The sequence below is a fragment of the Acinetobacter sp. KAM396 genome (assembly GCF_021602765.1).
Lineage (GTDB): Bacteria > Pseudomonadota > Gammaproteobacteria > Pseudomonadales > Moraxellaceae > Acinetobacter > Acinetobacter towneri_A.
Map to the genome: position 1 here is coordinate 17,226 of NZ_BPPH01000021.1, position 19,483 is coordinate 36,708.

A 19,483-nucleotide genomic window follows, 5' to 3' on the forward strand; every position below is an offset into this window, starting at 1 on the left:
GTAGATACCTAAAAAGCAAAAATAAAAAAGGTGTTGACCTGCAACACCTCAAAATATGCTTAATTTTAATATATCTTGCGTGATGTTGCACGTGCTTGCATGGTTAAAATAGCATCATTTTTGTGCAGAATGAGAATCTGAGCGTAACAACAAGGCACAACCGATTATCAGCATCGCCCATCCTATAGCTTTCATATACGTGGGTTGTGCAGGTTTAGCCACCTGTTGCTGAGTTTTGATCGGGTTGGTAGTAGGCACGTTGTCCATAAATATAGGTCGCATGAATATTACGGTCATCTGCTAAAGTAATGAGGGCAAATAGTGCATCTTCAAGATGTTTGGCACGTTGTTGTCGTAAGCGTTGTAAAGCTGTGGCATTTAAATCGAGCACTACAAAATCGGCTTCTTTGCCTACTTTAAAATTACCTAGTTTATCGTCTAAGTCCAAAGCTTTGGCAGCACCTAATGTGGCGTGATACAACGCTTCAAAAGCAGAGAGTTTTGCCCCTTGCATTTGTTGTACTTTATAGGCTTCATTGAGGATATGCAGCACATTAAAAGAAGTGCCTGCGCCAATATCTGTACCTAAACCGACCTTCACCTGTCGCTCCCAAGTTTTATGTAATGGGAATAAGCCGCTGCCTAAAAATAAATTGGAGCTTGGGCAAAAGGCAATTGCAGAATCGGTATGATGCAAACATTGCCACTCATGCTCTTCTAAATGCACACAATGCGCAAAAACCGAACGTGAGCCTGTTAAACCATAGTGATGATAAACATCTAAATATCCATTTTGCTTTGGAAATAATTGTTTGACCCATGCAATTTCATTGTGATTTTCACTTAAATGGGTATGCACATAAACATCGGGATATTCGGCTTTAAGTTGCCCCGCCCGTACGAGTTGTTCAGGGCTAGAAGTGGGTGCAAAACGTGGGGTAATCGCGTAGAGGTTACGTCCTTTTCCATGCCATTTTTCAATCAAGGCTTTAGAGTCTTTATAGCCTGTGTCTGCGCTATCACACAATGCTTCGGGCGCATGCCGATCCATCAGCACTTTGCCTGCAATTAAGCGCATTTGATGTTGTGTAGCCGCCTCGAATAACGCATCTACCGATTCAGGATGTACCGTACAAAACACCAAGGCTGTGGTGGTGCCATTTTTAAGTAATTCCTGCACAAAAAATTGTGCAATCTGATCGGCATAGGCTTTATCTGCAAATTGCAGTTCAGTCGGAAAAGTATAAGTATTCAGCCATTCCAGTAATTGTTCACCATACGCGCCAATCATTTCGGTCTGTGGAAAATGAATATGAGTGTCGATGAAGCCAGGCACTATAAGATGGCCAGGATAGTGCTGGAACTCTGTGTTGGCGTTTAGCTGTGCCTGCCCTTCTTGCCATGAACCAAACCACTGAATTTTGCCTTGTTCACAAATTAACAAGCCATCCCCTATATAACGGACTTGTTCTGAAATTTGATCGGCTTGGCTGACGCAGTTTTTGAAATCAAGAAAGCGACCACGAATTGCGGTGCGTTGTACAGGAGATGGCATAAATAACCTACATTTTTCATTTTTTCAAGAGATTGTACCTTAAATGTAGCTTGCAGCAGTACGATAAAATTTATCGTACGGTAAATTAAAACTTAGCGTAATGAATACAAAAAGCCTTCTCGAAAGAAGGCTTGCAACGATGATGAGGAATGTTAAATTTTATAATGTGGTTTCATGGTGTTTACGACTATGTCGAATTGATAACCACGCAGTGATTGTCAGTACAAGTACAATAAAGCCGAGTGAAATCCAGATAGGCATGTGGAACACATCTAACATCAGCATTTTAAAACCAATAAATAGCAGAATTAAACCCAGTCCATACGGCAAATAATGCATTTTAGTCGCTGCTCCTGAGAGCAAGAAAAACATGGCACGTAAGCCCAAAATAGCCATAAGATTTGCGGTGAGTACAATAAACGGATCGGTAGTCACCGCAAAAATTGCAGGGATGGAATCCACGGCAAAAATAACGTCAGATGCTTCGACCAAAATTAAAACTAAAAATAATGGCGTTGCCCAAAGTACACCATTTTGGCGAACAAAGAATTTGTCTTGTTGTAGTGTTGGGGTGATCCGCATGTGTTTGCGTAACCATTTCAATAATGCCATATCTTCAATATTGCTGGCTTCTTGTTCTGGGCCTTTTAAGAATTTAAAGCCTGTATACACCAAAAATGCGCCAAAAATATACAAAATCCAAGAGAATTCTTGTATGAACCAAGCCCCAATAAAAATAAAAATGGTTCTGAGAATAATTGCGCCCAGTACGCCGTAGAGTAAAATTTTACGCTGTAAGCCCGGTGGAATGGCGAATGCGGCGAAGATCATCATCCACACGAATACATTATCTATCGCCAGTGATTTTTCCAGTAAATAACCCGCAAAGTATTCCATGACTTTGGTATTGGCGACTTCTAGCCCAACGCTGTGTTTAAGATAAAGCCATAAACCGCCACCAAATAAAGCTGCCACACTGACCCAGGCGATACTCCAATACGCAGCGGTTTTGACTTTGACCGATTCGCCTGCTTTTTGTTTAAAGCCTAAGAGGTCGATAGCGAGCATGACTGCAACAATTGCAAAAAAGACTAGGTATAGCCATAAATTGCCGATAGATTCCATAAAATCTCCCCCATCAGACAACTGGCCACAAAAAAACCTTGACCTGTTGTCAGATGATTTCAAACATCTTTAACAACATGATCAAGGTCTTGCCTACATAGCGCGCACTTGAATCAACAAGTAGGTCACTATGCTCAGCGTCCGACTTTTTGCAAAGTGTAATGACGAAACGCTGACACGTTAAAATTATATTTTAACGCTTGGAGGAGGCTACTCCCCTTGTTCAACATAATTTGGGATTAGGACGTTGCCTAAATCTGCGTAAAGCATTACATAATTTTAAATGTTGTGCAATTTATTTTGCACGGTAAATCACTTTAATTTGTATTGTACAAATTCAGCACAATACTTCGTCAAGATTGTGGCAAATTGAAAAAAATAGATTTAGTTTGATAGGTGGACTTATGCAAATTCAACATCAACAAACCCAACGTGGTGGCGAGTTTTTTATTGAGCGAGATGGTCGGCATATCGCTGAAATTACTTATCAATATCAAGATGATCACACTATTTTAGCAGATCACACTTGGGTCGATTCGACATTACGTGGTCAAGGGGTTGCCCGTCAACTATTAGATATTTTGGTCGCCTTTGCACGTGAAAAGCAGCTAAAAATTGTGCCTGTTTGCTCTTATGTTGAGACGGCATTTGAAACGGATACACAATATGCCGATGTAGTGGCTTAAAAAAATTATTTTTTAATCGCTATGGTTGAGCTGACCTGTTTTTCTACAAACACTTTTTTAAAGTAGATCAACAGGTAAGGTATTGCATACATTCCAATCAGCATGCTGAATAAGAAGAATTTCAGCATCACCGAATCATCCAGTGCAATACATAAACCACTGATAAGCGCAATACAAAACCAGTGGAAAAAAAATGAGCTCACCCACTGCTTTAAACTTAGCCCTAATACAAAAGATGAAATGAGTATATTTGTTTCTTCATTCAGACCTACACGGTGAAAGCCAATCAGCATGCAAAAATAAACAATTAATAAAAATGATGTGGTAAGCACGTCTTTGAGCATGACTTTCTCCAAAACTAAACCAAAACCGTACTTTCAATGCAATGTATGTTAAAAGAAGCTACACATACACCATAGTGGTAAACGTACGGTTGAATTGTCAGTCATAAATTACAATTGATTAAAAAATAATCAAAATTACAAAATAATGAGTGATTATTTGAGTCTATTATCTTAATTTCATGACTACTTTTACATTAACAAGAGTGTGATATGTTAATCAGGTTGTGTTATGCCAGTACCCGAGCAGAGCATCAAAATGATTTACTCCAAGAAATCAGTGATATTTTGGCAACAGCTCGTCAATTTAATGCTGCACAACACATTAATGGGGTACTTTATTATGCTGAAGGTCATTTTTTTCAGTGTTTAGAAGGTGAACAACAGCAGCTCGAGCAATTATTTGAGCGTATTCAACAGGACCCGCGCCACCGTGATGTCTTTCGCTTCCCTGACCAAATACTTGAGCATGTCCATTTTTCGGAATGGTCTATGAAATATGTGCATAAACATAGTCAGATTTCGAGTTTATTTAAAAAGCTCGGCTTTGATGTTTTTCTACCACATCGTTTGGATGAAAAGACAGTACAGCAATTTTTAGCTTTACTTTTGGATTTAGAACAAACCATCTTGCCTGAAAAATCTCAACGGGGTTATAAAAATAGAGGTTATTCAAACTTTTTCTAAATTTAGTTTGTAGGGTATTTGGGTCATTTCGCCTCTATCTATTGAAAACGGTTTAAATATTAAAAAGCCAATCTATAGTATGCAGATTGGCTTTTTTATCATGCAATAAAGTCAAGATTATTCGTAATTAACCGTCACTTTCAGGGCTTTTTCAACTGAAGCATGTTTAAGCACATCATAAGCTTTTACAAATTCTGAAAATTAAAATGCTGCGTTGCTAATTTTTCTAAAGGCGATTTACCTGAACAGCAGTTTTTAAAAGTATGTCTGTCGTATATTGGCATTCACCAAACCCGTGGTGATGGTCAAGATTTTAATCCAGAGTTTGTTTAACTCAAAATTTACGACTTGCTCTTTGTGCGCCACATTGGCAGTATGTTCGCCTGCTTTGACGACATTTTGTCAAATATTCCAAGTTGCTTCGGCACTGATAGTTCCATGGCGCAGTCTACTCCACGACCACCTGTAATTTCTAAAATACGTTAAACCGCATCTTCTTCTGCCTGGGTATCATCAATCTTATATCCCATGATCTATTCGCCTTCATTTTGGAGTGTGCATAGAGGTGTTTTTGACAGTTTTCACATGTAGTACAACGGCTGACACAAGAAATGATGCTCTATGTCGCCTTTTTTTGAAATTTTTGATTGCTGAACCAACTTCTTCAACCATCCCGATGCCTTCGGGACCTAAAATACGGCCATCAAATTGCCCTCACTTGGTAATTGCAGTGTCTTGAAATTCTATGTTTTTCCCTTGCCAAATGCCTCAGTCAGTACTGCAAATTGTAGTTTTGGTTAGCAATCAAGTCATCTATTGATTGTAAAATTTCTGGGCGTAGGTGTTCTTCAAAATCAATAGGATGGGCGCCGTGATAGACCGTGGCATTCATTGTTTTTGACATTGTGACCATCCTTCTTAGTAATGATGATGAAAGACATCCAGCAGCCAACCTGTAGCAACCGTCATGCTCGCAGGATGTAATCTTTTTAAAGTAACAGGTCAAGATCACAAGTTCATGAGCAGTATTGTTACTTTTAATAATTATAATATATAAATTTATAATTAATATAAAAATCCCCTATTTTTTGCCAAAAACAGGGGTTTTTTTGCAAGAGTTTTAAATCGATTTAAGTGATTTTAAGCCGTGTGTTGCAAAGCCTGAATGAGTTTTTGATGTAAACCACCAAATCCACCATTTGACATAATCACCACTGCATCGCCCTCACCTGCTTGGCTCACGATTTTTTGAATAATTTCATCCAACGTATTGGCCACCACTGCATGATTGCGAGCAGCCGCAACCACAGGCTGTAAATCCCAGTCTAGACCTTCAGGTTGATACCAAATCACAGCATCCGCCAAACGTGCCGAATCCGCCAAGCCTTCTTTATGACTGCCCATGCGCATGGTGTTGGAACGTGGCTCAATAATCGCCCAAAGCTTACGTTCACCCAAACGCTTACGTGCGCCGTCCAGTGTGGTTTCAATTGCGGTTGGATGGTGGGCAAAGTCATCATAGACTTCAATGCCGCGTATGGTGCTTAATAACTCCATACGGCGTTTCACCCCACCAAAATTGGACAGTGCTGTACATGCGGTTTCGATTGCAACCCCAACATGCTCTGCTGCGGCGATGGTTGCTAAGGCATTGGCGACACTGTGCTGTCCGGTCATATTCCAGCGCACTTCACCTTGTAGCACACCATTTTTCAGGACTTTAAAATGTGAACCATCTGCTGCAAGTTGTTCGGCATATAGTTCCGCTTGTGGGTCTGCATTGAGCGAAGTACGTAGCACAGGTGTCCAACAGCCCATTTCTAACACTTCATCAATATGGGTTTCTGTAATTGGGGCAATAATGCGTCCTTCACTTGGGATGGTACGCACCAAATGATGGAATTGTTTTTGAATTGCAGCTAAATCATCAAAAATATCGGCATGGTCAAATTCAAGGTTATTTAAAATGGCGGTTTTAGGATGGTAATGCACGAACTTGGAGCGTTTATCAAAAAATGCAGAGTCGTATTCATCGGCTTCGACACAGAAATATTTACCTGCACCCAAACGTGCACTTTCACTAAAGCCTAACGGAACGCCGCCAATTAAAAAGCCCGGTTCCAAGCCTGCCTGATCCAATACCCACGCCAACATGGTGGTGGTGGTGGTTTTGCCGTGCGTGCCTGCAACGCCCAGTACGTGTTTTCCTTGCAAGACATGATCGGCCAAAAATTGCGGGCCAGAAATATACGGCAAACCAGCATTCAGCATATATTCAACCGCATCAATCCCACGTTTCATGGCATTGCCCACAATCACTAAATCAGGATGCGGTTGTAAATGGCTGCGGTCATAACCTTGCATTAAGGTAATGCCTGCATTTTCCAGTTGAGTCGACATCGGTGGATAGACGTTTTGGTCTGAACCTGTGACGATATGTCCTAAATCGCGGGCCAAAAGTGCCAAAGAGCCCATAAATGTGCCACAAATACCCAAAATATGCAGATGCATTCCGCCTTACTCCACTGCTTTTATAGACACATCACGTATTTTTGTGCTGTTGTCGTGATTAATTTGATTTGAAGCAACGATAGCAAGGGTTTTGGCGAAAAGATAGTGATTCTTGTATCTCATTTCAGGGATTTTTCTGAGCTGAATCTGCGCCAAAGGATGTAAAAAATTGCTGCTCTTGCATTTTTTATGGCAAATAGCTCGTAAAATAAAACTGAATTTTTAAGATAGTACGACACAATGTCTTCAGCACTTTTACTTTTGGTGATTGCAAACTGTTTTATGACCTTGGCGTGGTATGGTCATCTCAAGTTTTTACCACATGATGCTCCGCTGTGGCAGGCAATTTTATTCAGTTGGGTGATCGCCCTATTTGAATACAGTTTGATGATTCCTGCTACCCGTTTGCTGGCGCAGCATGGCTGGGCGGTAGGTCAAATGAAAATTACCCAAGAAGTTGTGACTTTATTGGTGTTTGTACCGTTTATGATTTTTCTGTTTAAGCAACCTTTAAAACTGGATTATTTATGGGCAGCCTTATGTTTATGTGGTTGCGTGTATTTTGTATTTCGTGCGCCTTAAAGACGAGTTTTAGCTCGCTTGAATAGCTTTAGGTTCACCTATTTTGTTTAACTGTTTTCAATTCTTTAAAATAACCCGATAAAAATAATCAAAAAAGTCGGTTGAGTCGCCGTGTTCAATTTTAACAAGTCGAAAAATCAGTCTATAATGTGGAGTTCTTATTCAAGCTTGGCTTTCTCGCCTGAATTTCTCTTTCCTTAATTTCGTTTCTGGAATATCTGTAATGAACGCGGCCGCTGCACAAGACGCTCCTCTCGTTGGAATTATCATGGGTTCTCAATCGGATTGGGCAACTCTCGAACACACTGCCAATATGCTGAAGCAGCTTGGTGTCCCATTTGAAGCGGAAGTTGTTTCTGCACACCGTACCCCAGATCGCTTATTTGAATATGCTGAACAAGCGCGTGATCGAGGCATTCAGGTGATTATTGCAGGTGCAGGTGGTGCCGCACACTTACCAGGGATGTGTGCGGCCAAAACTGATTTACCTGTTTTGGGTGTGCCAGTGAAATCTTCAATTTTAAATGGTGTCGATTCATTACTTTCGATTGTACAAATGCCTGCAGGGATTGCCGTAGGTACATTGGCCATAGGTCCTGCGGGAGCAACCAATGCGGCAATTATGGCTGCCCAAATTTTAGGTTTAACCCGTCCCGAGATTGCACAAAATGTTGCCAATTTCCGTGCCGCGCAAACTGAGAAAGTTTCAAGCAACAATATTCCAGGTCAGGCTTAAGCGGGACAATTACTATGGATAAGACCATCGGTATTTTTGGTGGCGGACAATTAGGTCGCATGATGGCGCAGGCGGCATTACCTTTAAATATTCAATGTACTTTTTTTGAAGCTAGTCCAGATTGTCCAGCGGCAGCTTTAGGTCAGGTTTTTGCTAGCAAAAGCGAAAATAGCCTACAAGACTTTATACAGAGTGCCGATGTATTCAGCCTTGAATTTGAAAATACGCCGTTGGTAGATGTAGATGTCTTGATTAAACACAAAGACTTACATCCACCACGTCAGGCTTTGGCAATTGCTCAAAACCGATTGCTGGAAAAAGGCTTATTTGATGAATTAGCAATTCCTGTTGCGCCGTATCAAGCGGTCAACTCGCTAGAAAGTCTACAGGCTGCTGTCGCTGAGCTCGGTCTGCCGATTGTACTAAAAACCGCAACGGGCGGCTATGATGGCAAAGGTCAGTTTGTACTGCGCAGTGCCGATCAGATTGAACAAGCATGGGCGGAACTTGGTCCTGCAGGCAGCTTGATTGCAGAAAGTTTTGTTACCTTTTCACGTGAAGTATCCATTATTGCGGTGCGTGGTCAAAATGGTGAAGTTAAAACTTGGCCCTTGGCAGAAAACCATCATCACAACGGCATTTTATCGCACTCGATTGTACCTGCACCAAACAGCGCAGACTTACAGCCTGTGGCGCAAGACTACATCACTCGCCTACTCAATCATTTGAATTATGTTGGTGTTTTGACGCTAGAATTGTTTGTGACCGAACAAGGTTTGTATGCCAATGAAATGGCGCCTCGCGTGCATAACTCAGGTCATTGGTCTATTGAAGGTGCAGTGTGTTCGCAGTTTGAAAACCATATACGTGCAGTAGCGGGTTTACCGTTAGGCTCAACCGAAGTGGTACGTCCAACGGTGATGGTCAATATTATTGGTCAACATCCAAAAACTGAAGATGTGTTGGCATTGAATGGCGCACATTTGCACTTGTACAATAAAACTGAGCGTGAAGGCCGTAAAATTGGGCATATTACTTTAATGCCGAATGATGCTGCTGAATTGACAGATTTATGCCGCCAATTGGCAAAAATTTTGCCAAATCCATTGGCGCTCAGTGCTGATATGAGCTTGTAAATTTAAAAATGATGCCAAAGCGCTCATCACGATGAGCGCTTTTTTATGCGCTCACGTTTTTTTCTGTCTATTTTTAGGATACTGTACCATTGATCTGTCTTGGATTGACGCTGCAATTTTAGGTTGATTAAGATAGATCAGGTTGAATAAGCGATTATCACCGTAGCAAAGCAATTGATATCTTTCGTAAAGCAAAAAATGATTGATGAAAGAATCCTAATACTTCAAATAAAAATGCGCACAAGTCTGATCGGAAACAGACAATAATTATGAATTCAAAACTTTAAATTCAAATACCGTGTTTTAAATTTATAACTATCTTTCAACTTTGAATTTAAATATCAGATATGAATTTAAAGATGGCTATGTGGTTTTGAATTTAAAAACCAGCGGGTTTTAAATTTAAAACTTACTTTTTAAATTTAAAGCTATGCGACGAAAATATGCAATCAATACCGTGTTTTGTGGATAACTTGGATTGGTTTAGTTTGAATTTAAACTTTTAAATTTCAAAGTCTTATTATTGGTTGTGCATTTGAATTTAAAATCGAGAAATGTTGTGCTTGTGGATAAGTATTTTAAGTTTAAAATCAGAAATGAAGTTAAAACTAAAAAATGAATTTAAAGTTACAGATTTTCATCTGATCTATATGGCTGAAGGTGTTATGGTAAAGCCAAGATTTAAATTCAAAACACATCAAAGGGTATTATGCATCGTTTCGCTGTGATTTTTGCGACAGCTGCCATGGCAGCTACTCAGGTTCAAGCAGAACTGATTATCAATGGAAAATCTGTCACCGTAACACCAACGGTCAGTACATCTGCAAATTTTCAACCACAAAACCATTTTCAAAGTTGTTTGGCCAATTTACGCAGTCAAGCCATTGCCAAAGGCGTGAGTGGCAGCAGTTATGACCGCTATACTCAAAATCTTAGTCCAGATTATTCCGTCATCGAGCGTTTAAATTACCAACCTGAATTTTCCACGCCAATTTGGGACTACCTTTCAGGCTTGGTGGATGATGAGCGCGTGCAGGCAGGGCAGCAGAAATTGGCACAGCACCGTGATGTGCTCAATCGTGTTGCAGCAGCCTATGGCGTACCTGCAGAAACCGTAGTCGCGGTTTGGGGTGTAGAAAGTAACTTTGGTGCGATTTCAGGATCATATCCATTATTGCAAGCGCTAGGTACCTTGAGCTGTGAAGGACGCCGTCAAAGTTATTTCCGTGGTGAGTTTTTTACCACCATGCGTTTATTGCAACGTGGCGATGTCACTGAATCACAATTAAAAGGCTCATGGGCAGGGGCATTTGGGCATACCCAGTTTATGCCATCGACCTATGATGAGTTGGCGGTCGATTTTGATGGTGATGGTCGCCGTGACTTAGTATCTAGTATTCCAGATGCTTTGGCTTCCACCGCTAACTTTTTAAAACGTCGTGGCTGGCAAACAGGGCAGCCGTGGGGCTTTGAAGTCAAAGTGCCTGCAGGCATGTCTTTCAGTGGTGAAGGGCGACGCAATAAAAAAACCCTCAGCAGTTGGGTCAATCGTGGATTGACACGTGCAGATGGTTCGGCATTAATTCAGGGCAATTTATCGGGCAGTAGTCAGGCAGGCTTGATGGCACCTGCAGGTGCGAATGGCCCTGTATTTTTAGTGTTTAGAAACTTTGATGCTATTTATAGCTATAACGCAGCAGAAAGTTATGCCTTGGCGATTGCGCATTTATCAGATCGCTTAATGGGGCAGTCTACATTCCGCACCGCTTGGCCAACCGATGATGCAGGCACATCCCGCGCAGAACGCCGTGAAATTCAACGCTTTTTGTTAAGTCGTGGTTATGACATTGGTGAAGTGGATGGTTTAATTGGTGACAAAACCCGCCAAGCGATTCGTCAGGAACAGACTCGACTCGGCTTGGCTGCAACAGGTCGGGCAGGGCAGCAAATTTTAAGAGCGTTTCGTAATGAAGCGGCTAAACAAATGATGCAATAAGTTGTTGTGATTGCATAAAAAAAGGTCTGTGAATGTGCAGACCTTTTTAATTTCTGTCTTAAAACAGGTGTTTAAGGTTCAATTTTCACTGCTTCAAGTAAATCAAAAATCACAGTTGTAACATCTTGGCTTAATTCTTTGTTATTAAAAATTTCATAAGCTGAAATGGTGATGTCGGTATCACTTGGCAGCAAACGCTGTTCTTCTTCAATCAGGTGTTCAATCGGCAATAAAGTCTGTCTAACCTCAAGATGTAAAATATCTTTGTATTCAATATTTTCATCTTCAAGTTCAATCACTTGCTCATTAAAATACGGCAATAAAATCGAGTGGAGACAAGGTTGAAGCTCAACAATATCAAAAATTTCGATATCACGGCTTTGTTCAATCGTGCTGATGTGGTCATTTACTTCAATCAGGATATGGTAGTAACTCACATGAATCTCCACAGATCGTTCAGGGTTATACAGAGCCTTCACAATAACATGAAATGATTAAATTTGCTGCCTTTGCGCGTGTAAGGGATATGCAACTATCGTACAGGGTGAGGGGAGTTTTGTGTTTTAGTCACTTCAGTTTGCTAAATTGATTAATGCCGTGCATGAAGTAAATCGAGGTCCGCAGGGCGCAGTTGGAAATTCTGCAACTGCTGATCTTTTAGCATTGGATACATTAAGGCATAAGGGTCGTTATGGTGTGCTAAACCTAAAGCATGACCGAATTCATGCGCTAAAGTTAAGCGTAAATCATCTTTAGATTGAAACTCATAAATCCGAATGGCTTGACCATCAAAACTGCCTTTATCAAATAAACGTGGCTGAAAACGTGCATTAAATTGCTGGATGGATACATCAATGTCCTGATTGAGTTGATTGAGGGCATCGACTTGTTGGTTGAGTTGGTTAATTCGTTGATTAAATTGCGCTATTTCGTATTCTAAACTCCACATGTTTTGCTGTATTTTTTGTTTTTTGGCTGCAAAAACTTCCTGTTGCGAAGGATGTAGTCCACCACTTTGGTTAATTTGCTGTACTTGACGATTGTATTGTTCAAGTTGTTGTTCAAATAGCATTTTTTTGGCATCAAGCTGTTGATTTTTAACTTCAATTTCTTGTTTTAGTGCTTGAATATTTTGGTTTTGATTGTTCCAGTATTGTTGGCGTTGTTGAATGACTGTAAGTTGCTGTTGGCGTTGGTTGGATTCATCTTGACGTTGATCATAAATCAAGTGAATGGCGAGCTTGGCATTTGGATCATATACAAAATAATCCTGTCCCGTCCCTTGTGACCAGATCTGGGTGGCTTCCTGACTCAATTGCAGTACATCGGCATGGCTTAAGCCAAAACGCGGGTCGACTTCAGCAATACGATAACGTAAGCGAGTATCTAAAGGGTGTTGTAAACGATCCAGTGCAGTATTGTGCCGTGTATGCGGATGCTGAATATTTTGATAAATCATCAAGATAGAAAATAGTATGATTGCACCAAACAGAAACAAACGCATTGCTAGCGACATCCTCTTTTGCATTAACTGTAGCCGAAAATAGGGCAGTAACTCAATCGATTTGCGGTTGGCGCATCATTTTGTCTGCTGTATTTGGTTGGGTTTGTAGTTGTCTGTTCTCTTTCATTTAAATCTGCGTCTTAAAGTCAGTGTAACGAGCATTGAAAAGAAAAACCGCGCTGCAATTGCTTGCAGCGCGGTTTCTGATGTGCGTTAAAGCGACAAATTATTTTTTGTCATCTTTGACTTCTGTGAATTCAGCATCTACAACGCCATCATCGGCTTTTTGTTGACCTGCGTCACCGCCAAAGGCATTCGGATCAAAACCTTGTGCACCGCCTTGACCTTGTGCAGCTTCATACGCACGTTGCGTAATTGGCATGATGATGTTTTGCAATGCTTCAGTTTTCGCTTTGATTGCATCTACATCATTTTCTTTGGTTGTCGCTTCAAGCTCAGTGACTGCAGTTTCAATCGCAGTTTTCTCATCAGCAGTCACTTGTTCACCAAGATCTTTGACTGCTTTTTGAGCAGAAGAAACTAAAGCATCCGCTTCGTTACGTGCTTTTGCAAGTTCTTCAAACTTACGGTCTTCTTCAGCATTCGCTTCAGCATCTTTAATCATCGCTTCAATTTCGGCATCGCTCAAGCCAGAGTTTGCTTTAATTTGAATTGATTGTTCTTTGCCTGTGCTCTTGTCTTTAGCAGACACTTTCAAGATACCGTCAGCGTTAATGTCGAACGAAACTTCAATTTGTGGCACACCGCGTGGCGCAGGTGGAATGTCACCTAATTGGAAGTTACCCAACAATTTGTTTTGTTGAGCCATTTTACGCTCACCTTGGTAAACTGAAATGTCTACCGCAGGCTGGTTGTCTGCCGCTGTTGAGAACACTTGAGATTTCTTCGCAGGAATCGTCGTGTTTTTCTCAATGATTGGCGTCAACACACCGCCCATGGTTTCAATACCAAGAGTTAATGGCGTTACGTCTAAAAGTAATACGTCAGTTTTGTCACCAGACAATACCGCACCCTGAATTGCTGCACCAATCGCAACAGCTTCATCTGGGTTTACGTCTTTACGTGGCTCTTTACCAAAGAATTCTTGTACTTTTTGTTGTACAAGTGGCATACGTGATTGACCACCCACCAAAATGACGTCAGAGATGTCAGAAGTTGAAAGTCCTGCATCTTGTAGCGCAATTTTACATGGCTCAATGGTACGAGCGACTAAATCAGCAACCAAGCCTTCAAGTTTGGCACGAGTCACGTTCATTACCAAGTGCTTCGGACCTGTTGCATCTGCAGTGATGTACGGTAAGTTAATTTCAGTCGCGTTAGAAGAAGAAAGCTCGATTTTTGCTTTCTCAGCTGCTTCTTTAAGACGTTGTAGTGCCAATGGATCTTGTTTTAAGTTGAAGTTTTGCTCTTTTTTGAACTCTTCAACCAAGTATTCGATCAAGGCATTGTCAAAGTCTTCACCACCAAGGAAGGTATCACCGTTGGTTGATAACACTTCAATTTGTTGGTCGCCATCAAGGTCTGCAATTTCAATGATTGATACGTCAAAAGTACCACCACCCAAGTCATACACAGCAACTTTACGGTCGCCTTCTTTCTTGTCCATACCAAATGCAAGTGCAGCAGCAGTTGGTTCGTTGATGATACGTTTAACTTCTAAGCCTGCAATTTTACCCGCATCTTTGGTTGCTTGACGCTGCGCATCGTTAAAGTACGCAGGTACAGTAATAACAGCTTCAGTAACTGTTTCGCCCAAATAATCTTCGGCAGTCTTTTTCATCTTTTTCAAAATTTCTGCAGAAATTTGCTGTGGCGCAAGTTTCTTGTCATTCACTTCAACCCAAGCATCGCCATTGTCTGCTTTGATGATTTTGTAAGGTACAAGACCAATGTCTTTTTGTACCGCTTGGTCTTCATAACGACGACCAATCAAACGCTTAATTGCGAATAATGTGTTTTTCGGGTTAGTTACAGCCTGACGTTTTGCAGATTGACCTACAAGAATTTCGCCATCTTTGTAAGCAATAATAGATGGAGTTGTACGTGCACCTTCTGCGTTTTCAATTACTTTAACTTTGTCGCCTTCAAGTACCGCTACACATGAGTTAGTTGTACCTAAATCAATTCCAATAATTTTAGCCATTTTGATGTTTCCTCAAAAATTCTTTTTCAATGTTTTCACTTGTTATTCGATATGAGAGCCAATCAAAATTTTTCAAGTTGTTTGGATGAAAATTTTTTATCAACTCTCGATTTTATAAGGCTTAAGCGCCAACCATCACCATTGCAGGGCGTAGTAAGCGACCATGTAAGGTGTAGCCTTTTTGTAATACGTTGCCAATTTCATTGGCTTTTGCATTTGGATCAATCCCCACAGCTTGATGCAGGTCTGCATTGAAACCATTGGCTGTATCAATCACCACTACACCAAACTTTTCTAAAGTGGTCAGTAGGGATTTTAGGGTCAGCTCCACACCTTCAGACAAAGCCGTTTTTTCATCACCATTGGCGGCAATCGCACGCTCAAGGTTGTCTACAGAATCCAACAATTCTTTAGCAAACTTTTCTAAAGCAAACTTTTTAGCGGTATCTGCTTCACGTTCTAAACGCTCTTTGGTTTTTTCTGCTTCGTAAACTGCATTGGCAGTACGTGCTTTTTCCAATTTTAGGTTTTCTTCAAGTTCGCTCAGTTGTTCTTGTAAAGACTCAACGGAAACTTCTGCTTGCTCAGTATCTTGCGCTGTTTGTTGTTCCGTTTGCGCTTGCTCAAGGTCTTGAGTTTGCTCGTTCTGCTCAGTTGCCATTGATTTACTCCGTTTAAATGGGTTTTTAAACATGTACAGTCCTTTGGCGTCAGTGCTAATGCAAACTGCGTTATTGCTGAACTGCCATGGTTTGAGAAGTTCGTAATTAGCTAAGAAATCGGGGCAGGGCAGATAAAATTCAAGCGTCTTTGCGGATTAATTTTAATTTTGCATTGAACTTTAACTAAAAATAACGTCTTTGCTGCACTTTAATATTGCAAGTGAGGGATAGTTTAAAGCAAAAAGATGCAGCATTAAGGTGCTCAAAAGAAGATTTAAATCCTAAAAAGTATTTGATTTATATGGAAATTAATGTATAGCCTATGATTTTTATTTTAGCTTTCATTAGATAGCCGTGCTATGGACGTGTTAAGTAAGAGCTAAACCAATTATTTTAGAGAAATTAATAATTTACACGCTGCTTATTCTTTGTGCATAGATGCTATATCGCTGTAGATTCTAGTTTATTGTTAGAACTTTTTTTCGGGGCTTATCTAACTTCTGGATAAGCCCTTTTTTTCCTCATTTGTTTAGCTTTACTGCAAGACTTAATCACGATCACGTCTTTGTTCACGGTCTTTACGGTTTTCCTGCCAGCGCTTTTGTTGAGCATCGCGTTGTTGTTGCCAGCGTTTACGTGCTTCCTCACGCTTTTTTTGTTCAGCTTCAAGTTGCTGCTTACGCTTTTGCTCTAGTTGTTTGCGCTGCTGTTCCGATAAGCGTTTACGTTGTTCGGCTAAGCGTTTTCGCTCTTGTTCATAGCGTTGTTGCTGTAATTGCTGTTGTCGTTTTTGTTCCCATTCACGACGCTCAATTTCACGCTTACGACGTTCTAATTCTACCCGTTGTTGACGCTGTTGATATTCCCAACGCTGACGATCATAGTCATAACGTCGATCATCATAATCATGGCGACGTTCATAACGAGGATCATAACGGCCATCGTAGTAACCATCTTCAGGAAATGCGACACAACCTACAGCTAAAAAAGCAGTCGCACATGAAAGTAAGATTAATTTTTTAGTCATGCTCTGCCTCCTGAGCTAATTAGGTGAATTTGTCTGAAACATCAAACATAGACAGCAAGAGTGTCAATGACAATGTCATAAAAGCAGGGTAGCGTATAGCTAATGTGTATGTGTATAACGATTGAAGCACTTTTATAACAAAATGGTCACTTTGCTGTTGATCATGAAGAAATTATGAAGCATGAGGTAAATCATGCAGATATATAAAAAGGAATAGGCATGCAAATTTTGAATTCATCTCTCAAAAATAAATTGTACAAAGGACAAGGTGCTGCTGCACGTGCATTAAATAAGTTACCAAGTCGAGTTCATCATACTTTGGCTCAAGCCTTGGGTTATCCGTATCATTACCCAGACCTTGATCCATTTATTAAATGCATGATGGCGGCACAATTAAAACAAGGAAAAATTGGTTTTATTGGTGCTGACCCTGTGCAGTCTAGACAGGCATTTGATCGACAAATGCAATCTATTCTGAGCACTCCAACTGCGGTCAAACGAGTTGAAGAAATTCGTTTAAACTTGGCCAGTGGCAATATCGCAGCGCGTTATTATCATCCTGCACCCCATAAAAAACTGCCCTTAATTGTGTTTTATCATGGTGGTGGGTTTGTAGTGGGTGGTTTAGACAGCCATGACGAATTTTGTCGCTTAATGGCGGTACATGCCCATGCACAAGTGTTGAGTGTGGAATATCCACTCGCGCCTGAAGCCAGCCCACAGCAGATTATTCAAGTCTGTGAAGATGCTTTGGCATGGGCATATCAACATCGTCGAGAAATGAAAATTTTAAAAAATCGCATAGCGGTGGCAGGCGATAGCGCAGGTGGCAATATTGCTGCGGTAGTTGCACAGCGTAGTGCTCAATCAGCTTATGCACCTAACGCCCAATTTTTAATTTATCCCGCCTTAGACTTTAAGAGCCGCCATCCTTCATTCTTTGCTTATAAAGATGGTTTAGTATTGACGGGACAAGATATTGATTTTGTCACCCAGCACTATGCCACACAGCATCAGGTCGCTTTGGATGATCCAATCATTTCGCCAATTTTTGGCAAATTGAAAAAACTGGCACCTGCTTTTGTGGTCACAGCAGGACATGATGTTTTGCATGATGAAGCTGAAATTTATGCGCATAAATTGCGTCAAAATCAGGTGACGGTTAAATATGTAGAATATTTAGATCAAACACATGGTTTTATTAGTATGACCTTTGTGTCGCGTCGTGCCAAAAAAATTAGCATTGAAATGTGCAAAAATTTTAGAAAATTTTGGGATCGACCACGTAGCTAAATCTTGGGATGTCTTTACTAACCTGTTTCACGTGGAATAATTAAACGACAGTAACGATTTTTGCTTTGGGAAAAGTCAGCTCTAACTCGGGCACGTAAAAACCATAAAAGCTTACCAGTTTTTTTAAATGTCCTAAGGCTGTTGTTCTGTTGCACAGAAGACTCGGTTGAAACGAAATTTTACGAATAGTAGATAAACGACGCTGCGTAAATAAAGGATGATTTAAAATCAGCAGCTCACCATAAGCACCAATAGGGTGAGGGCGATAACCTCCCACATGACTTGAACAAAACGTCCTAAAAAAGAAGGTGTCAAGCCAAAAATAGAGTTTATTTTAAAAATTCTGGATTGAGCCAATAATTTTAAAATATAGGCTTCACCTTGAAGTTGCCACGGTGCTGGACACAGTCGGATCTGATCTGAATTATTTTTATACATAAGTTTTCCAGCGCGATAAAAAATAACCACTGATTTATTCGCATAATCTTATTAATATAGATGCAATGCAAATACAACACAGATGGATTGGTCAGCAAATGTTAAAACAAAGTGTGTTTACCATGGCAGCAATGCTTATCAGCTTCAATACGATGGCAGCCAACACCGTGGTAGAAATGACAACCAGCATGGGCAATATTGAAATCGAACTGTTTAATGATAAAGCCCCAATTTCTGCAAAGAACTTTGAAAATTATGCTAAGTCAAACTTCTATAACGGTACGATCTTCCATCGTGTCATTCCAGGCTTTATGGTGCAAGGCGGTGGTATGGATGCCAATATGCAAGAAAAGCCAACCAAAGCTACCATTCGTAATGAATCAAACAATGGTTTGAAAAATACCCGTGGAACCTTGGCGATGGCACGTATGAATCATCCGGATTCTGCCAGCAGCCAATTCTTTATTAATGTGGTAGATAACGATTTCTTAAATCGAAGTCCACGTAACGCAGGTTATGCGGTATTTGGTCAAGTCACTAAAGGGATGGATGTTGTCGATAAAATTGTGAAAGTACCCACTGGAAACTATGGCATGCACCAGAATGTACCTAAACAAGCGGTAAAAATACTCAGTGTGAAAGTAAAAGAGGCTAGCTCTACAAAATAAGCGGATTTAGATTACAAAAATATGAAAAACATATTTTTAATTTAAAATTATAGGGTTAGTGCGATTTTTGAGTATTTTTGAACCAAAATGGTGCATAAAAATCCAACATTCGTGAAAACAAGCAGTTAAAAGCGCTTGCACGTGTAGGAAATTGCCCTATAATGCACTCATCCCGACGCGAAACAGCCTAAAAACTTAGCTTACAGGGTTAAGTTGTTAGAAGTGTTTTGCGTTAAAATTTCTGCTGACGAGGTAGAAATTAAGATCATTAAGAGATTATGAAGAACAACTTGTGTGGATTTTTACTGATTGATTGATCGAAATTATTTTCATTGATTGATTGGTTTAAATTACTCGAAGTTTATTTGAGCG

Annotated in this window: 19 protein-coding genes; 8 read left to right on the forward strand and 11 right to left on the reverse strand. The window is 40.5% G+C overall.

Features of this window, described 5'->3' with window-relative positions; genetic code table 11:
• Positions 1-214: 214 nt before the first annotated feature.
• Entirely contained in the window at positions 215-1,555 is a 1,341-nt protein-coding gene (gene guaD / locus L6C30_RS10515; protein WP_230245592.1) for a guanine deaminase, read from the reverse strand.
• Between the two features lie 159 nt (positions 1,556-1,714).
• Positions 1,715-2,680, reverse strand: a complete 966-nt coding sequence (locus tag L6C30_RS10520) for a TerC family protein (protein ID WP_019836202.1) — start codon at positions 2,678-2,680, stop codon at positions 1,715-1,717.
• 404 nt (positions 2,681-3,084) lie between these two features.
• Here L6C30_RS10520 and L6C30_RS10525 point away from each other — a divergent pair, with 404 nt between their 5' ends.
• Positions 3,085-3,366 (forward strand): GNAT family N-acetyltransferase, encoded by a 282-nt coding sequence (locus L6C30_RS10525; protein ID WP_070154989.1) that lies wholly within the window; start codon positions 3,085-3,087, stop codon positions 3,364-3,366.
• Between the two features lie 5 nt (positions 3,367-3,371).
• On the opposite strand, the gene L6C30_RS10530 is transcribed toward L6C30_RS10525, so the two are convergent.
• Positions 3,372-3,710 (reverse strand): hypothetical protein, encoded by a 339-nt coding sequence (locus L6C30_RS10530; protein WP_236163034.1) that lies wholly within the window; start codon positions 3,708-3,710, stop codon positions 3,372-3,374.
• 210 nt (positions 3,711-3,920) lie between these two features.
• On the opposite strand from L6C30_RS10530, the gene L6C30_RS10535 reads away from it, so the two are divergent.
• Positions 3,921-4,394 (forward strand): BLUF domain-containing protein, encoded by a 474-nt coding sequence (locus tag L6C30_RS10535; RefSeq protein ID WP_096902853.1) that lies wholly within the window; start codon positions 3,921-3,923, stop codon positions 4,392-4,394.
• Positions 4,395-5,166: 772 nt separating this feature from the next.
• On the opposite strand, the gene L6C30_RS14940 is transcribed toward L6C30_RS10535, so the two are convergent.
• Together L6C30_RS14940 and mpl are read right to left on the reverse strand one after the other, a co-directional pair.
• On the reverse strand, positions 5,167-5,298 hold the full coding sequence (locus tag L6C30_RS14940; RefSeq protein ID WP_308444300.1) for a hypothetical protein: 132 nt from the start codon (positions 5,296-5,298) through the stop codon (positions 5,167-5,169).
• 236 nt (positions 5,299-5,534) lie between these two features.
• Complete coding sequence (gene mpl / locus L6C30_RS10545) at positions 5,535-6,905, reverse strand: UDP-N-acetylmuramate:L-alanyl-gamma-D-glutamyl-meso-diaminopimelate ligase (RefSeq protein WP_236163035.1); 1,371 nt, start codon at positions 6,903-6,905, stop codon at positions 5,535-5,537.
• Between the two features lie 240 nt (positions 6,906-7,145).
• Here mpl and L6C30_RS10550 point away from each other — a divergent pair, with 240 nt between their 5' ends.
• From L6C30_RS10550 to L6C30_RS10565, 4 genes are all read left to right on the forward strand, one after another.
• Entirely contained in the window at positions 7,146-7,487 is a 342-nt protein-coding gene (locus tag L6C30_RS10550; protein ID WP_230245589.1) for a DMT family protein, read from the forward strand.
• A 223-nt stretch (positions 7,488-7,710) separates the two neighbouring features.
• Entirely contained in the window at positions 7,711-8,223 is a 513-nt protein-coding gene (gene purE / locus L6C30_RS10555) for a 5-(carboxyamino)imidazole ribonucleotide mutase (protein ID WP_019836195.1), read from the forward strand.
• A gap of 14 nt (positions 8,224-8,237) precedes the next feature.
• Positions 8,238-9,359, forward strand: a complete 1,122-nt coding sequence (locus L6C30_RS10560; protein WP_236163036.1) for a 5-(carboxyamino)imidazole ribonucleotide synthase — start codon at positions 8,238-8,240, stop codon at positions 9,357-9,359.
• 709 nt (positions 9,360-10,068) lie between these two features.
• On the forward strand, positions 10,069-11,355 hold the full coding sequence (locus L6C30_RS10565; protein ID WP_236163037.1) for a lytic murein transglycosylase: 1,287 nt from the start codon (positions 10,069-10,071) through the stop codon (positions 11,353-11,355).
• Between the two features lie 71 nt (positions 11,356-11,426).
• On the opposite strand, the gene L6C30_RS10570 is transcribed toward L6C30_RS10565, so the two are convergent.
• The 5 genes from L6C30_RS10570 to L6C30_RS10590 form a co-directional block, all read right to left on the reverse strand.
• On the reverse strand, positions 11,427-11,804 hold the full coding sequence (locus L6C30_RS10570; RefSeq protein WP_162164695.1) for a hypothetical protein: 378 nt from the start codon (positions 11,802-11,804) through the stop codon (positions 11,427-11,429).
• Between the two features lie 140 nt (positions 11,805-11,944).
• Positions 11,945-12,859 (reverse strand): matrixin family metalloprotease, encoded by a 915-nt coding sequence (locus L6C30_RS10575; protein ID WP_236163038.1) that lies wholly within the window; start codon positions 12,857-12,859, stop codon positions 11,945-11,947.
• A gap of 226 nt (positions 12,860-13,085) precedes the next feature.
• Positions 13,086-15,023 carry a molecular chaperone DnaK gene (dnaK, locus tag L6C30_RS10580; RefSeq protein WP_019836805.1) on the reverse strand — a complete coding sequence of 646 codons (1,938 nt, stop codon included), beginning with the start codon at positions 15,021-15,023 and terminating at the stop codon, positions 13,086-13,088.
• A gap of 121 nt (positions 15,024-15,144) precedes the next feature.
• Positions 15,145-15,717, reverse strand: a complete 573-nt coding sequence (grpE, locus tag L6C30_RS10585; protein ID WP_019836806.1) for a nucleotide exchange factor GrpE — start codon at positions 15,715-15,717, stop codon at positions 15,145-15,147.
• A 515-nt stretch (positions 15,718-16,232) separates the two neighbouring features.
• Positions 16,233-16,712 (reverse strand): hypothetical protein, encoded by a 480-nt coding sequence (locus L6C30_RS10590; protein WP_230245586.1) that lies wholly within the window; start codon positions 16,710-16,712, stop codon positions 16,233-16,235.
• A 219-nt stretch (positions 16,713-16,931) separates the two neighbouring features.
• On the opposite strand from L6C30_RS10590, the gene L6C30_RS10595 reads away from it, so the two are divergent.
• A complete protein-coding gene (locus tag L6C30_RS10595; protein ID WP_070155009.1) occupies positions 16,932-18,005 on the forward strand; it encodes an alpha/beta hydrolase in 1,074 nt (357 codons plus the stop codon).
• 228 nt (positions 18,006-18,233) lie between these two features.
• Here the strand turns inward: L6C30_RS10595 and L6C30_RS10600 are convergent, their stop codons facing one another.
• Positions 18,234-18,443 (reverse strand): hypothetical protein, encoded by a 210-nt coding sequence (locus L6C30_RS10600; RefSeq protein WP_230245585.1) that lies wholly within the window; start codon positions 18,441-18,443, stop codon positions 18,234-18,236.
• A gap of 98 nt (positions 18,444-18,541) precedes the next feature.
• On the opposite strand from L6C30_RS10600, the gene L6C30_RS10605 reads away from it, so the two are divergent.
• Positions 18,542-19,111 carry a peptidylprolyl isomerase A gene (locus L6C30_RS10605; protein ID WP_019836810.1) on the forward strand — a complete coding sequence of 190 codons (570 nt, stop codon included), beginning with the start codon at positions 18,542-18,544 and terminating at the stop codon, positions 19,109-19,111.
• Positions 19,112-19,483: the final 372 nt, after the last annotated feature.